Source organism: Olsenella kribbiana (assembly GCF_036408795.1).
GTDB lineage: Bacteria > Actinomycetota > Coriobacteriia > Coriobacteriales > Atopobiaceae > Olsenella_L > Olsenella_L kribbiana.
Genome location: NZ_JAZGJP010000001.1, coordinates 1 through 15,130 on the forward strand (window position 1 = coordinate 1; position 15,130 = coordinate 15,130).

Sequence of the window (15,130 nt, forward strand, 5' to 3'; positions counted from 1 at the left end):
TGCATGACCCTTCGCCATCTCGTCCCCCGATCCTCCGGATGCATCAGCCGTTCATCCATATGATGCAGCGGAGCGGCGACAGGAATTCCTGCGGTTATGCCGGAGGTCCTCAGCCATTATCGAATATATCGGCATTCACGGCAACATGGGCAGGATTCGTCGAGCCGGGGATGACGGAAGTGCCCATCTGTACTGCCAGCGAAGAACTATCTGGGCAGGCGTCTTGCCATAGCTCTTTGCCAAGCGCACGAATGCAGGCTCCTCCAGAAGCCTCCTGCCTCCATGACCCAGCGGATACCAGGCTTCGAGGAGGATGCTGTGGGCTTTGAGGTAGCTTCTGAGCTCGCGCTGCTGATGGCAGGGATGGCACTCGACCGTCACGAGCTGAGGCATGACATGCGCTGAAGCCATGACCTTCTGTATCTGTTTCTCGAAGAAATTCGAGAGGCCGAGTGTGCGTATCTTGCCCTGCGCATAGGCATCCTCCATCGCCTTCCAGGCCCTGACATAGTCGCCTGCTGGCTGGTGGAGGATCAGCATATCGAGATAGTCGGTGTCCAGGCGTGAGAGCGTTGCGCCTATCGCTTCTGCTCCTGCGCGGCAGACACTTGGCCAGAGCTTGGAGGGCACGAAGATGCCGCTACGCTTGATTGCACGGCCCACTGCCCGCTCGTTCATGCATATGTTGGCGGTATCGATGTGCCTGTATCCCGCTGCAAGCGCAGAAGCTGCTGCAGCTTCTGCCTCTTCTGGCTTCATCTGGAAGGTCCCCAAGCCAATCTTTGGCATCTCATATCCATCTGAAAGCGTATAGCGTTCCATTGCGTCTCCCTGCTCAGATGTGTTCTGCAAGAAAGATGCTACGCAGAGGAGGCTGCTTTCGGCCTTGCGTTCCTGGAAAGCGGGCATGCATGGGAAGCATGCCAAGGCAGGCACATGCGTGTGCTATCTGATGAAACAAAGGCAATGCCCTGCCGAACAGGAGTACTCGACAGGGATGATAGTCTCACTATCACTCTGCTCGACATGTCGAGCAGAGGTCGACTTCTGCCGTCTGCGGCAACGAGTCGATGTCGAGTACATAGGGCATCCATGTTTCGAGATTCTGATAGTTGATGAACATCCTGTGAATAACCTGCGCAAATTGGCTGTTGCCGGCTGCTCGACATGTCGAGTTGCGTAATATAACGGCTGTCGAGTACATTTGGCGGAAAATATATTGACATTTTGAAGGAGCATCTGATATGCGCAAGACCATGACCTTCCAGGGCAAGCGTCACAGCTACGACACCGAGAAGTCGACCGAGGTCGGTCACAAGACCTTCGGCGAGTTCGGCGACGCAGCCGGCTACGAGGAGTCCCTCTTCAAGAACCGCTCTGGCTTCTACTTCCTCCACGGCATCGGTGGCACCGAGTCCCCGTACGCTGCCGGCGAGGACATTCGTCCGATCTCCGAGGCCGAGGCAAAGGCCTGGCAGGAGTAAGTTCGGAAACCCCTCTTTCGAACCCCTTCCTCTCTCACTTCCCAATAAAGATTGCAGCCCGCAGATGCGCATAGGCACTGCGGGCTGCTTTCGTATCTATGGGGTCTTCAATCAGGACGCGAACATCGTGCGCTCTGAGAACTCTGCCTGGACTGTCTTGAACATGAGGTCCACGTCCTCAAGCCCCAAGTGGCGCTCCTTCTGGCTCTTCTTCAGGACCTTGCGACGCCTTGCCCAGGACTCAAGGGCAGCAGGTCTTGCCTCGCGGGGAAGGTTCTTGACCTCGGGGTCGCATCTCCTGCAGATGTCGCGCGTGTCGATCGGCACGATCCTGCCGGCCTTCCTGCCTTCGGCATAGCCATCGAGGTGGAGTGTCAGCCAGGAATCCTCGAAGGCAGCATTGTGTGCCATGAAGGGATAGCGCTCGAGGATCTTGATGAGCGCTTCCTGGACGGCCTTTGCCTCGCGGAAGGGAGTCTTGCCGTCGAGGTCCTTCCAGGTGATGTGGTGCACCTCGGTCAAGGGCACGCCCTTCTCCTTGTACATCTCGGGGATGCCGAAATAGGCAGCATGGCCGTTCGTGGGCTTTGCCTTGGGAGACATATACATGAACTCGAAGCCCACATTGATGATGTAGCCGCGTGCTGGGTCGCGCTCGGTCGTCTCGAGATCGATGCCCAGTATCATGCCTGAGACCGGAGCCTCCTGCCAGGCAACGCCCAGATCCCTGAGATCTCTTCCTGCCGTGCGTGCCACATCTGCATCGGAGCGGTGCTGCATCACGGCGACGGCGTGCACAAGGTCTGAGTCGGGAAGCTTCCTTGCAAGCGTCGCTACCGGCTCGTCTCTCAGCCTCTCTGTCCCATAGAGGTCGCAGAGCTCGCGGTTCCTGTCGGCGAGCTTCCTCACGGTATCGAAGCCGAAGGGCTCCTGGCCCAGAGGCGCCGTCTTCCAGGCGTCCATGAGGAGGACGAGCGCTTCCTCGTTCTTGTGGCGCTCTTCCGTCATTGCCTCGTCGCCGACGAGGAAGCCGGGAAACACGATGGAGTTTGCATGCTCGATGGCCTGTGCGAGATTCATGTGGTGCCTGCATCCGGATAGCTTGCTTTCTGATTCACTCTAGCCTAGCACGTTGTGCCATCTGACAGTGCGGCAGAGGCTTGGGGCATGCAGGATATGCTGGGCTTCAGGGATGCGTCATCTCGGATGCGATGCACCGTTTCTGTGTGCACCGGATGCCGCATGCGCGAAGATGGATGGAAGCGCTTCGGCCCGATTTCATACACATATTCCGCGAAAGCTGTCGGATATCTCGCAGAAGGCGTACATTTCTCCACAAACGGCCAATCTGGTGGGGCCTAACGTGCGCTTTACCTATACTTAACATTGTCTTTACTCTCTGTGTAGGTTGGAGCCCCATGTCCCGAGTCAGCAAGAAGGAAGACCAGTTCTATGAGATGTTCCAGGAGCTTTCAGCCAAGATCCTGTCAGCATCTGACTGCTACTTCGATATCATCTCGACCTATCCAGAGCACATGGACCGTCTCGAAGAGATGAAGCAGTATGAGACCGACTGCGACAAGATGCTTTCGCGCATCTTCGAGCATCTGAGCGAGTCCTTCATCACGCCCTTCGACCGCGAGGACATCTCGTCTCTGATCCTCAAGATGGATGATGTGGTGGATGGGATGGAGAATGTCTCGAGGCGCTACGAGCTCTTCCACGTGAACACGAATCCTCCTGAGGCGACGGAGATGGCACGTCTTGCCAATGAAGCCTGTCACTACATGGATACGCTCTTCCAGCACTTCCATGACTTCCGCCGCGACCCTGTGGTGATGGAGGAGGCAGGGAAGATCCACAAGATCGAGGATGAGGGCGATGCTGTCTTCCACGATGCGCTCGCACGCCTTTTCGATGAGAAGGATCCTGTGCCAACCCATCTTCTCAAGTGGAACACGATCTACAACAAGCAGGAAGAGATCCTCGACTCCTGCAAGACCGTGGCAGCCCTCGTCGGCAATGTGGTGCTGAAGAATGCTTAGCGGGCTGCTTGTGGGCGTGCTTGTGGCAGCCTTTGTATTCGAGCTCATCAACGGCTTCCACGATTCAGCCAATGCCATTGCGACGACGGTCTATACAAGAGCCCTTCCGCCTCGCGTCGCGATTCTCATGTCGGCTGGCATGAACTTCATCGGTGCCCTCACGCACGAGGGCGTCGCCCTGACCATCGCAGAAGGCCTCGTGAGCATCACGCCGGAGCTCTATGTGATTCTGGCCGCGCTTGTCGGTGCCATCATCTGGGACCTCTTCACCTGGTGGAAGTCCGTTCCCTCGAGCTCTTCCCATGCCCTGATCGGCTCTCTGATTGGTGCCACGATCGTCGCGACCGGAGGTCTTCAGGACATCATCTGGACGGGCGTCCTCGACAAGGTCGTCATTCCCCTCATCACCTCTCCTCTGATAGGCCTCTGCCTGGGCTTCTTCCTTATGAAGCTTGTGTACGAGCTCTTCGCGAACTGGGTGCCGCACCGTGCGAACCTGCTCTTCCACCGCCTGCAGATCTGCTCTTCCATGTTCATGGCATTCAGCCATGGCTCGAATGATGCCCAGAAGACGATGGGCATCATCACGATTGCGCTGATTTCCGAGGGCCTCATCGCTCCTGGCTCTGGTGTTCCCCTCTGGGTCAAGATCTTCTGCGCTGCGACGATGGCTCTGGGCACCTCGGTCGGCGGCCAGCGCATCATGAAGACGGTCGGCGGCGGCGTCACGAAGCTCGAGCCCGTCATGGGCTTTGTCTCCGAGACCTCCTCTGCCATCGCAATCCAGATCATGACAGCGATCGGCGCACCCGTCTCCACGACTCAGGTCATAACGACGTCGATCATGGGTGCCGGTTCCGCCAAGGGCCTCAGGAAGGTAAACTGGGGTGTTGCGGCCGATATCGTCCAGGCCTGGTTTGTCACCCTTCCCGTCACGATGCTTCTGGGAGGTGCAGCCTGCTGGCTTATCGGCCTTCTGGTCTAGCGGAAGGAGAGCACGATCTTGGATTCACGTACGGCATCCCAGGGGCTCCTGCAGTTCATCTGCGAGAGCCCCTGTGCATTCTTCACGGTCAAGGCGCTGCGCGCCCGTCTCGATAAAGCAGGCTTTGCCTATCTTCCTGAGGGCACGTCCTGGACACAGGCAAAGGGCGGAAAGTACTACACCGTCAGGAACGACTCGAGCCTCATTGCCTGGAAGGCAGGGGAGACGCTCGATGCGCCCCATTTCCAGCTCGTCGCGGCGCACAATGATTCCCCGACCTTCAAGCTCAAGAATGTTCCTGAGCTCTCAGGCCCCGAGTCCTACCTTCGTCTTGATGTGGAAGCCTACGGCGGCATGATCGACTACACATGGTTCGATCGTCCGCTCACGCTGGCAGGCAGGGTCTATGTGCGCGAGGGCAGGGGAGCGAAGGAGCATCTTGTCCACTTCGATCGCGACCTTCTCCTGATCCCGTCCCTGGCGGTACATATGGACCGCGACGTGAACAAGTCTTTCGGCCCGAACAGGCAGATAGATCTCCTGCCGCTCTGGTCGGCTGGAAAGCTGAAGCAGGGCTCTCTGGACGACCTTCTGGCAGAAGAGCTGGGCTGCAAGGCAGAGGATATCCTCGGGCGCGACCTCTATCTCGTGAACCGGGAGAAGCCTACCATCTGGGGAGCGGCAGATGAGTTCGTGAGTGCAGGACACCTGGACGATCTCCAGAGCGTCTACGCCGGGCTCGAAGCCTTCCTCTCCTCCGAGAACCCGCACGATGTGAGCGTTCTTGCCTGCTTCGACAACGAGGAAGTGGGCTCGAACACGAAGCAGGGCGCGATGTCGACACTTCTGAGGGATACGCTCTCCCGTGTCGCTTCCGGCCTGGGCTGGAGCGCAGAGGAGCTCCATGAGGCATATGCAAAGTCCTTCCTTGTGAGTGCCGACAATGCGCACGCCGTGCATCCGAACCACCCTGAAAAGTCGGATGAGGTCAACCGCTGCCAGCTCAATCACGGCATTGTTATCAAGGAGGCGGCAAACCAGCTCTATACCTCTGATGCCTTCAGCCGCTCTGCACTCTCTGCGATACTCGACGAGGCGAAGATCCCCTACCAGACTTTCGCGAATCGCTCCGATATGCGTGGAGGCTCGACTCTGGGCAATCTCTCCAACACCCAGGTCTCGCTCCATGCGGTGGATGTGGGCATGCCGCAGCTTGCGATGCACTCTGCCTATGAGACGACAGGCATCGAGGATACCGCTCTGGGCATTGCGGCCATGAAGGCCTTCTTCGAGGCAAATCTCGAGATTGAGGGAGCGGAGAGCTTCCGCTTCTAGTATGTATTGGCAGCCAGAGATGAGGGGCGCACCTGATGCATGAGTTCGAAGACCTCTCGGATGCGCTCTTCGGCTGTCCCTTGAGCAGAGTCGCCATCTTCGATACGGAGACGACAGGCTTTTCTGACGGCGATGAGATCCTCGAGATCGCTGTCGTGGATGGGTACGGCGAGACCCTGCTCTCAAGCTATGTGAGGCCTCAGCACCATACGAAGTGGCCTGGCGCTGCAGAGGTGAACCACATCACGTTTGCAGATGTGAGAGACGCTCCCACGATAGAGGAGCTGGCACCCTCCTTGGCAGAGACGCTTGGGCCAGCTGGCCTCGTCTCTGGCTACAATGTCAGCTATGACCTCTCGATGCTTCGCCGTGTGGGAGCCCTCTCTTCCTGGCCCCGCAATACTTTCGATGTGATGGAGGAGTTTGCCCGCGTGCATGGAAAGCCCTCGAGGGAATGGGGCAGCAAGCGGTGGGTGAGGCTCTCCGAGTGTGCAGCAACCTATGGATATACGTTCCATCCGCATGATGCAGAAGATGATGCGAGGGCTACGGCCTTCTGCTTCAGGCATCTTCTGGCAGACGGCAGCTACCTGAGGATTGCTGCCCAGGAGCGCTCCGGACGTCTTCAGATGGCGCTGGGGCAGAGGAAGGCGACTGTCGAGGCGGCAGCATCCCTGCTGGAGAAGCAGGAGCCAGGCACCTATGCTGCCGAGCTCTGCTGGATCGAAGGTGCATGCGCAGGAAAACAGAATCTTGCCTGCTGTGTGGACGGGGTGCCTGTCGGCCTTGTTCCCGCCGCTTCCTTCTGGAAGGTGCGTACCTTCTTCGGAGAGGAGGAGGCGGAGGATGGGATGCCTTCCTGCCAGGTACGCCTCGGCGAATCACGGGGCAGGCCCCACGCGCAGCTTGTCCTCATGGATGAAGAGGAATGGCTGGATGAGCTGGTACGTCTCGCGCGCATTGCCCATTCCTCATGAAAAAAGAGCCTGAAGCTTGCGCTCCAGGCTCTTTCCGGAAGGGCTGCAATTGGCGCTTTCGGCCTTACTCGTCGCCGAAGCTGATGCCCAGAAGCTTTGCCTCCTGGACCAGGTCCGACTTCGGGTCGACGTACTTGAGCTTGCCTGCAACATCAGCAAGCGGGACACGCACCATCTTGTTGTTGACCTTGGCAATCATGCAGCCATAGTCATGATCGAAGAGGGCACGGGCTGCCTCGACGCCGCACTGGGTCGCAAAGATGCGGTCCTGGGCATCAGGGGTGCCGCCACGCTGCGTGTGGCCAGGAATGCCGACACGGACCTCGCGGGACGTGAGCTGTGCAATCTCGTCTGCAATCTCATAGGCAACGGAGTAGCGGCGCTGGGCCACGAGCTTCTTGTACTCCTTCTTGGGCATTGCTGCCTGCTTCTTGGAGATGGCGCCTTCTGCGCAGGCGACGAGGGCATAGCGGCCGCCGGACTGCTCGCGGGACTCGATGGCGCGGACGACGTTCTTGATATCGTAGGGGATCTCAGGAAGAAGAATCACGTCAGCGCCGCCGGCAATGCCTGCATAGAGAGGGATCCAGCCGACCTTGTGGCCCATGATCTCAACGACGAAGACGCGATTGTGGGAAGATGCCGTGGTCTTGATCTCGTCGAGGTAGCGGGTGGCCACATCGATGGCAGAGGTGAAGCCGAACGTGATGTCGGTTCCCCAGGTATCGTTGTCGATGGTCTTGGGAAGGGCGATAACGTTCAGGCCTTCCTGGGAGAGGCGGTTTGCGGTCTTCGTGGAGCCGTTGCCGCCAAGCATGAAGAGACAGTCAAGCTTGAGGCTCTTGTACGTCTTCTTCATGGCAGGGACCTTCTGGACTCCGTCTGCTTCCGGAACGTCGAGCATCTTGAAGGGGGTGCGGCTCGTGCCCAGGATCGTGCCGCCCTGGGTCAGCACGCCGGAGAAGTCCTTCCACTTCATCTGGCGATAGCGCCCATAGATGAGGCCCTGATAGCCGTCCTCAAAGCCGTAGATCTCGACGTTCTCCTTCGAGTTGTGGAGAACCGTCTTCACGATGCCGCGCATCGTGGCGTTGAGGGCCTGGCAATCGCCGCCGCTCGTAAGAAGGCCGATTCGAAGCATGTTCCTCTCCTTTGTGCCGGAAGCTTCAGCTTCCGCAATTGTACGTCTTTGAGGCGCAATGAAAGACTTGCATAGACAACCGGATATCTGGATATGCCAGATGGCATGTCATGCCATGTGCCGAAACGTGCAGCTCTGCTCGGCAGAGATGGGGCAGCAAGGCTGGGCCCTGCCCTTGCTGGTGCCAGAAACGACATATGTTCTGCATAAACTCTGAAAGATATGCGTCAGCAGGGATAGCGAGACGTGAAAGACGTGTCTTGTGGAATGCAGCCTGCACCAGCGATATCCGGATGCGGGTGGCGCTTCGAGAGATCGAGGGAGCCTCAGGACAATATCTTTGAAATCCTGCAAGCCCTCGCGTTCTTTGCGGGGATTCTGAAAACCATTCTCGAGATCGCGGAAGAGGTGGTCAGGATCAGAAGGGAACATAAAGCATCATAAGGAAGACGCACTTTAACGAATGAAGCCCGGTGGCCACCGGGCTTCTGAGCAATCAACACCTGCGCCGCCCGCGCCGCGTTAAGGATTTCGGGCATCGCTGGTGCATCTCTATTGCACCCGCATCTGCCATCTGACAACGATAGCTGATGTTTGCAAGAAGGCTTCAACTCACCTTCTCATCGCTTCCACAGTTCTGTGGCTCCGGCAACGCTGAATAGGCAACCGCTCACGGGATGCAGCGTTCAGCCGAAATGGACCGGACATAGAAGGCGGCTAGGATGTAGTGCGCCCGGGCTCAGGTTCGGCGCAGAGAGAGTTAGGAACAGAAAGGTGAGAGGCATGGAGTCTAAGGAAGACATCCTGACGCTGCCGCACGACCAGATTGAGGCGCTGCAGCTCGAGGGAATCAAGAAGACCGCCGTCCAGTGTTACGAGAAGATCCCCTTCTACAAGAAGAGCTTCGACGAGGCGGGCTTTGATCCCTATTCCATCTCCAGCCTCGATGATGTGAAGAAGGCTCCCTTCGTTACGAAGCAGGACCTGAGGGATGCCTATCCGTATGGCATGCTTGCCGTGCCGCTTTCCGAAGTGCGCGAGATCCATATGTCCTCCGGCACGACCGGTGTAGCGACCGTCGGCGCCTATACAGAGCATGACCTGGACTTCTGGGGAGAGTGCTTCGCCCGTGGCATCAGGTATGCCGACGGCGGACCGAACGATGTGGCGCAGATTGCCTATGGCTATGGCCTCTTCACGGGCGGCCTCGGTGCCCACTATGGTGCCAAGGCAGCAGGATGCACGACGATACCCATTTCGGCCGGCAACACCGAGCGCCAGATCAGGGTCATGCGCGAGATGGGCTCGACCATCCTCTGCTGCACGCCGAGCTATGCCATGCATATCGCAGATACGGCCATCTCCATGGGCATCGATCCTGCCCGCGAGTTCCATCTGCGTGTCGGCATCCACGGCGCAGAGGCATTCTCCGACAACTTCAGGAAAGAGCTTGAGAAGAAGCTCAACTACAAGGTCCTCGATGTCTATGGCCTGACAGAGACCATGGGACCGGGTGTCGCCGTGGAGTGCCTGGCACAGCAGGGGCTCCATATCGCAGAAGACCACTTCCTCTGCGAGATCATCGACCCGGCAACAGGCCAGGTGCTGCCCGACGGCGAGTGGGGAGAGCTTGTCGTCACCACCCTTGACCGCGAGGCATCGCCCGTCTTCCGCTATCGCACGCGCGACATTACAAGGATCCTTCCGGGCTCCTGTCCCTGCGGACGCACCCACAGAAGGATCGACCGCATCCATGGGCGTACGGACGATATGCTCATCATCCGCGGCGTCAACGTCTTCCCGAGCCAGATCGAGAACGTCATGGAGACCTTCGACGAGGTGTCCTCGTGGTATCAGATCGAGCTCACGACGAAGAACTATCTCGACGTCGTCACGCTCAAGGCAGAAGTCAATCCGGACTTCGATTTCGACTCGACTGGTGCCATCGAGAACCTGCAGAATCGTATCCAGGCAGCGCTCAAGACAGCACTCTCCGTCGGCGTGAAGGTGCGCCTCGTCGAGCCGCAGTCGCTGCCCAGAAGCGAAGGCAAGGCAAAGCGTGTCATCGACAAGAGGGGACAGGAGTAGCGATGGTAGACCAGCTGACAGTATTCCTGGAGAACGAAGAAGGACGCCTCGCAAAACTCTGCCGTGCTCTGGCAGACGCTGGCATCAACATGGATGCCTTGACCCTCATGGATACACCTGAATACGGTGTCGTGCGCATCCTCTGCGCGAACCCTTCTGCCGCACGCGATGAGCTCAACAAGCGCGGCTACCGGGCGTCCATAACGAAGGTATCGCTCATCAAGCTGCCTGACCGCCCAGGCTCTCTGGCAGACCTTCTGGGCATCCTCGATGACCTCGATATCCCGGTCGAGTATGGCTACTGCTTCCAGGTGGCAGGAGACTACGCCGTCGATGCGCTCAAGATCTCCGACCCTGCAGCAGCCTCGAAGGCGACCTTCGCAATTGAGGAGGCAGGCTTCAAGGTGCTGAGCCTCGAGGACCTGAAGAGCCTCTAGATTGGTATAAAACACGTGAAAGAAGGAGGTGCAGCTGCATGGCTGCACCTCCTTTCGCAATGTCTGGTATGTGTCCGGTCGCTGTGGTTTTAAGGGAAGATGCGAGGACATGCCGCTCTCGTGGCATCCTAGAATGCATTGGCTACGCGAGAGAAAGGAGCTCCATGAGCGATACAACCATCCTGGCGATTGTTGTTGCCGTTCTTTTGGGGTGCCTTCTGGGAATGCTCTCGTCTGCCGCAGCTGACCGCAAGCGCAGGAGGCGCGAAGGTACGGTCGGGATGCGCAGAGGAGGAAGGCACGAGGCTTCCCGCCACAGCAGGAGATAGCCTCCCATAGCAGCTGGCTGGGCCCGCTTCGGTGGGCCCGTTTCTTTGTGCAGAGGCATGCCTGCGCGCCGGCCTCAAAACCAAAGGCTCCCTGTTCTTCGGCGTGCTGCCGCACATGCCGCATCTTCGGTCCGGAAGATCATGTGTCTGCGCTCTCCAGGAAGAAGCGGGCCCTGGCTGCCTGCCGTGCGCCCATGCGCATCTGTGCGGCGTTGCCGGCATGAGCGTCTCCTGCGGGACCTGGCTGACATGCAGGAATGCCAGGGGCAGCACCTGCAGCGTCCTGATGCATCAGCGCTTCTTGTCCTGAAGGATGAAGAGGGCCTTTTGCTTCGGCACTGCCATTTCCTGCGGGCAGGATGGCATGCTAGAGCCAGATGGCATTGGCCAGACCTGCAATGGCAGGCACCGTCAGGATGGAGAGGAGCACCGATATCACGACAGTCTCGACGGCGTAGGAATAGTCGGCATCGTGCAGCTGGGCATAGACGGCCACATTGGATCCTACCGGGCAGGCAGAGGCGATGAGCAGCGCCATGCGCATCTCGTAGCTCGAGATGGGCACGAGGGTCAGAAGCGCCAGAGAGGCAAGAGGGGCCAGCACGATGCGGCAGAGCGCGACACGGTAGTTCTGGCTGCGTGTGAACATCTGCTTCAGGTCGGTCTTGGCCAGATAGACGCCGATCGTGAACATCGCAAGCGGGGTATTCAGGGCTGCCACATCGTCGAGGCATGTCGCAATGACAGAAGGCAGCGGTGCCTGCGTCGCATAGAGCACGATGCCTATGAGGGCTGCAATCATGAAGGGAGCCGAAGCAAGGCTGTGCAGCACCTCTTTGGCAGTAGGTGCGGGCTCTCCCTTCTCGTGCGTGATAAGGCTCACGCCGTAGGTCCACTGCCCTATGTTCATGAGGGCAATGAAGCCGACATTGTAGAAGACGCTCTGGGCACCGACGGTCGCGATTACCAGAGGGATGCCGAAGAAGCTCGGGTTCGAGAAGGTGGCAGCGAAGTTGCCGATAGCGTCCTTGCCGCAGACGATGCGGGCCACCATAGCCGCGAGGACAAGGAGCAGAAGCGAGACAGCCGTTCCTTCGACGAGCGCTGCCGTATGCTCTGCCGTGTGCTCGATGAGGAGGGACTTGATGATGACAGCAGGAAGGGAAAGATAGATCAGGATGTTGCCGATGACCCTGTTTCCCTCCATCGTGATCTTGCCGGCACGGAACAGCGCATAGCCGATGCCGACCAGAAGAAACATCACGAGCACCTTGAGAGCCAGCACGGCAGACATGTTCACGGGAAAGCCTCCAAATCTGTGCTGCCGAGCCCTGAGGAGAGGCACCTGCAGCCTCTAGCCATGATAGGGCAGAAAGACTGCCTGCCAACATGAGGATCTCTTCCGGCAAGATTTCCTCTCTGTGGAACCCAGTCCTGTGCTCCAGGAGCGAAAAGGAAAGAGGGACTGACACTGACGGTCCAGAGCCTTCTGGCCAGGATGCTCTCCGATGAGGCCCTGCGCCATTTCGGCCCCTCGGTACGTCGTCCCTGCGCTTTCCGGACTCTTCCCGATCGGGTCCTTGCCATCTGCCCTGATGTTTCAGCCGGATCCGCAGGAAGGGGAGAGACCTGGGCTGCAGCAGGCAGGCATCTGCCCTTCATGCCCATGGCCTGAAAGGTCGTTCAGGAAACTTCTGCCCAATACGTCAGTTTGGGCTAACTTCTCGGCTGAATGGGGTAGTATCGGGAGCGGAACGGAACATATCGGGCTCTTCGGAGCCTTGGGAGAAAGCAGGCAGCACATGGACAGGAGCCAGAAGCAGGCAGAAGCCTCCACTCTCGGCTCGCTCGAGATAGGCGATGTGGCGCGCATCGACAAGGTCGGGGGATCGGGCGCACTCCGCCAGCACTTCCTCGATATGGGCGTCATCCCAGGAGCGGAAATCAGGCTCGTGAAGTACGCACCGATGGGCGATCCTATGGAGTTCGAGATCCACGGCTACGAGCTGACGCTGCGTGTGGCAGATGCGAAGAAGATCGACTGCACCCTGCTTTCGCCCAAAGAGGTGGCATCGCAGCGCAAGGCAGAGGAAGAGCACGTCGAAGTGCTCGAGCATGAGCCGGCGCAGACCCACCCAGGTCTGGGCGAGCCTTCGCAGGGCGCCCATACGGACGTCCGCACGAGCGACCACTCCCATCCGCTTCCGGCAGATGCGACGCTCACGTTTGCCCTTGCTGGCAACCAGAACTGCGGAAAGACGACCCTCTTCAACCAGCTCACGGGATCGAACCAGCATGTGGGCAACTTCCCGGGTGTCACGGTCGACCGCAAGGATGGCGCCATCATCGGACATCCCAATACGCGTGTGACCGACCTTCCGGGCATCTATTCGATGAGCCCATACTCTTCGGAAGAGATCGTGAGCCGCCAGTTCATTCTCGACGAGAAGCCTTCCGGCATCATCGATATCGTGGATGCCATGAACATCGAGCGCAATCTCTACCTCACGATGCAGCTCATGGAGCTCAATGTCCCCATGGTCGTGGCTTTGAACATGATGGACGAGGTCCAGGAGAATGGCGGCTCCATCGATGTGAACCGCATGGAGGATATCCTGGGGCTTCCTGTCGTGCCGATTTCAGCCGTCAAGGGCGAAGGCGTGGACGAGCTTGTCCAGCACGCCCTGCATGTCGCACGCTACCAGGAAACGCCGGGTCGCCAGGACTTCTGCGATGTCCATGACCATGGGGGAGCGGTGCACCGCTGCCTTCATGCTGTCATGCACCTCATCGAAGACCATGCAGAGCGTGCACAGATTCCTATCCGCTTTGCCGCGACGAAGCTCGTTGAGGGCGATGCCGCCATCGAGAAGGCACTGAAGCTCGAACCGAACGAGCATGATGCGGTAGAGCACATCGTGCACCAGATGGAAGAGGAGCGCGGCCTCGACCGTGCTGCCGCTATTGCAGACATGCGCTTCTCCTTCATCTCCAAGATCGTGCGCGCCTGCGTGATCAAACCCGAGGAGTCGAAGGAGACAGAGCGCTCCCGCAGGATCGATGCAGTGCTTACCGGTCGCTATACTGCCATCCCGATGTTCATCCTCATCATGGCAACGATCTTCCTGCTCACGTTCAATGTGATAGGACCGTTCCTCGGTGACCTCATCTCTCAGTTCGTGGACTGGATAAGCGGCATGGCAGATGCGGGCCTTACTGCCGGCAATGCGAACCCGGTCCTCCATTCGCTCCTGATCGACGGCGTCTTCAATGCAATCGGCACGGTGCTGCCGATCTTGCCGAACATCGTCTGCATGTTCTTCTTCCTGTCGCTTCTTGAGGACACGGGATATATGGCCCGCGTTGCCTTCGTAATGGACAAGCTGCTCCGCCGCATCGGCCTTTCCGGCCGCTCGATCGTCCCCATGCTCATGGGATTCGGCTGCACGGTGCCTGCTGTCATGGCTACACGCACGCTGCCGTCCGAGCGTGACCGCAAGCTCACGATTGCCTTGACGCCCTTCATGAGCTGCTCCACGAAGCTCACGATCTATGGCTATTTCACGGCAGCCTTCTTCCCGGGCAATGGCGGCTTCGTTATCCTTGCTCTCTACCTTGCAGGCATCCTGATCGGCATCCTCTGCGCGAAGATTGCGCACATGACCGTCGCGAAGGGCGAGGCTGTCCCCTTCGTTATGGAGCTTCCGAACTACCGCATGCCCTCTGCCAAGTCGGTGCGCCAGCTCCTCTGGGAGAAGTCGAAGGACTTCCTGACCCGCGCCTTCACGGTCGTCTTTGCTGCAGCCGTGATCATCTGGGCGCTCGAGACCTTCAGCCCGACCTTCGATATGGTGAGCGATCCTGCCGACTCGCTTCTGGCTGTCGTTGCAAGCTGGCTCACCCCGATCTTCGCGCCGCTCGGCTTTGCAGACTGGCGCATCACGACCGCGCTTATCGCTGGCTTCATGGCAAAGGAAGTCGTCGTCTCGACGCTCTCCGTCCTCTTTGGCAGCCTGGCCGAGCTCACGGCTGCGCTCACGCCGCTTGCGGTCATCTCCCTCCTCGTCTTCTGCCTTCTCTATACACCCTGCGTCGCTGCCATCTCTGCCATCAAGCGCGAGCTTGGCGGCAAGTGGGCGACCGGCATCGTCTTCTTCCAGTGTGCGGTTGCTTGGGCGGCTGCCTTCCTCGTCCATACGATCGGCATGCTCCTCGGCTTCGCGTAGCGCATCTGAACTGATAGCCTGGAGATAGCAAAAAGCCCATAAAGCCGGAATGCATACGGCTTTATGGGCTTATCATGTCTTGA

General features: G+C 58.8%; 13 protein-coding genes. 9 read left to right on the top strand and 4 right to left on the bottom strand.

The window, feature by feature from the left end:
• Nucleotides 1–135: 135 nt before the first annotated feature.
• Nucleotides 136–822: an aldo/keto reductase gene (locus VXJ24_RS00005; protein WP_330970866.1), complete on the bottom strand. Its 687-nt coding sequence runs from the start codon at nt 820–822 to the stop codon at nt 136–138.
• Nucleotides 823–1,244: 422 nt separating this feature from the next.
• Here VXJ24_RS00005 and VXJ24_RS00010 point away from each other — a divergent pair, with 422 nt between their 5' ends.
• Entirely contained in the window at nt 1,245–1,484 is a 240-nt protein-coding gene (locus tag VXJ24_RS00010; protein WP_330970867.1) for a hypothetical protein, read from the top strand.
• 111 nt (nt 1,485–1,595) lie between these two features.
• Here the strand turns inward: VXJ24_RS00010 and VXJ24_RS00015 are convergent, their stop codons facing one another.
• Entirely contained in the window at nt 1,596–2,564 is a 969-nt protein-coding gene (locus tag VXJ24_RS00015) for a 3'-5' exonuclease (RefSeq protein WP_330970868.1), read from the bottom strand.
• A gap of 338 nt (nt 2,565–2,902) precedes the next feature.
• Here VXJ24_RS00015 and VXJ24_RS00020 point away from each other — a divergent pair, with 338 nt between their 5' ends.
• The 4 genes from VXJ24_RS00020 to VXJ24_RS00035 are packed head-to-tail and all read left to right on the top strand — an operon-like array spanning nt 2,903 to nt 6,826.
• Entirely contained in the window at nt 2,903–3,529 is a 627-nt protein-coding gene (locus tag VXJ24_RS00020; RefSeq protein WP_330970869.1) for a DUF47 domain-containing protein, read from the top strand.
• Nucleotides 3,522–4,514 carry an inorganic phosphate transporter gene (locus tag VXJ24_RS00025; protein WP_330970870.1) on the top strand — a complete coding sequence of 331 codons (993 nt, stop codon included), beginning with the start codon at nt 3,522–3,524 and terminating at the stop codon, nt 4,512–4,514. Before VXJ24_RS00020 ends, VXJ24_RS00025 begins: the two co-directional genes overlap by 8 nt.
• Nucleotides 4,515–4,532: 18 nt before the next feature.
• Nucleotides 4,533–5,849, top strand: a complete 1,317-nt coding sequence (locus VXJ24_RS00030) for a M18 family aminopeptidase (RefSeq protein ID WP_330970871.1) — start codon at nt 4,533–4,535, stop codon at nt 5,847–5,849.
• A gap of 35 nt (nt 5,850–5,884) precedes the next feature.
• Nucleotides 5,885–6,826 carry a 3'-5' exonuclease gene (locus VXJ24_RS00035; protein WP_330970872.1) on the top strand — a complete coding sequence of 314 codons (942 nt, stop codon included), beginning with the start codon at nt 5,885–5,887 and terminating at the stop codon, nt 6,824–6,826.
• A gap of 64 nt (nt 6,827–6,890) precedes the next feature.
• On the opposite strand, the gene VXJ24_RS00040 is transcribed toward VXJ24_RS00035, so the two are convergent.
• Nucleotides 6,891–7,967: a 6-phosphofructokinase gene (locus tag VXJ24_RS00040; protein WP_330970873.1), complete on the bottom strand. Its 1,077-nt coding sequence runs from the start codon at nt 7,965–7,967 to the stop codon at nt 6,891–6,893.
• Nucleotides 7,968–8,750: 783 nt separating this feature from the next.
• Here VXJ24_RS00040 and VXJ24_RS00045 point away from each other — a divergent pair.
• From VXJ24_RS00045 to VXJ24_RS00055, 3 genes are all read left to right on the top strand, one after another.
• A complete protein-coding gene (locus tag VXJ24_RS00045) occupies nt 8,751–10,055 on the top strand; it encodes a phenylacetate--CoA ligase family protein (RefSeq protein ID WP_330970874.1) in 1,305 nt (434 codons plus the stop codon).
• Nucleotides 10,056–10,057: 2 nt separating this feature from the next.
• Nucleotides 10,058–10,492, top strand: coding sequence for a hypothetical protein (locus VXJ24_RS00050; protein ID WP_330970875.1), 435 nt, complete (start codon nt 10,058–10,060; stop codon nt 10,490–10,492).
• Between the two features lie 164 nt (nt 10,493–10,656).
• Nucleotides 10,657–10,821, top strand: coding sequence for a hypothetical protein (locus VXJ24_RS00055; RefSeq protein WP_330970876.1), 165 nt, complete (start codon nt 10,657–10,659; stop codon nt 10,819–10,821).
• A gap of 367 nt (nt 10,822–11,188) precedes the next feature.
• Here the strand turns inward: VXJ24_RS00055 and VXJ24_RS00060 are convergent, their stop codons facing one another.
• The gene (locus tag VXJ24_RS00060; protein ID WP_330971156.1) at nt 11,189–12,115 is read right to left on the bottom strand and encodes an AEC family transporter; all 927 of its coding nucleotides are present in this window, start codon (nt 12,113–12,115) and stop codon (nt 11,189–11,191) included.
• 508 nt (nt 12,116–12,623) lie between these two features.
• On the opposite strand from VXJ24_RS00060, the gene feoB reads away from it, so the two are divergent.
• Complete coding sequence (feoB, locus tag VXJ24_RS00065) at nt 12,624–15,047, top strand: ferrous iron transport protein B (protein ID WP_330970877.1); 2,424 nt, start codon at nt 12,624–12,626, stop codon at nt 15,045–15,047.
• The last annotated feature ends 83 nt before the right edge of the window (nt 15,048–15,130 follow it).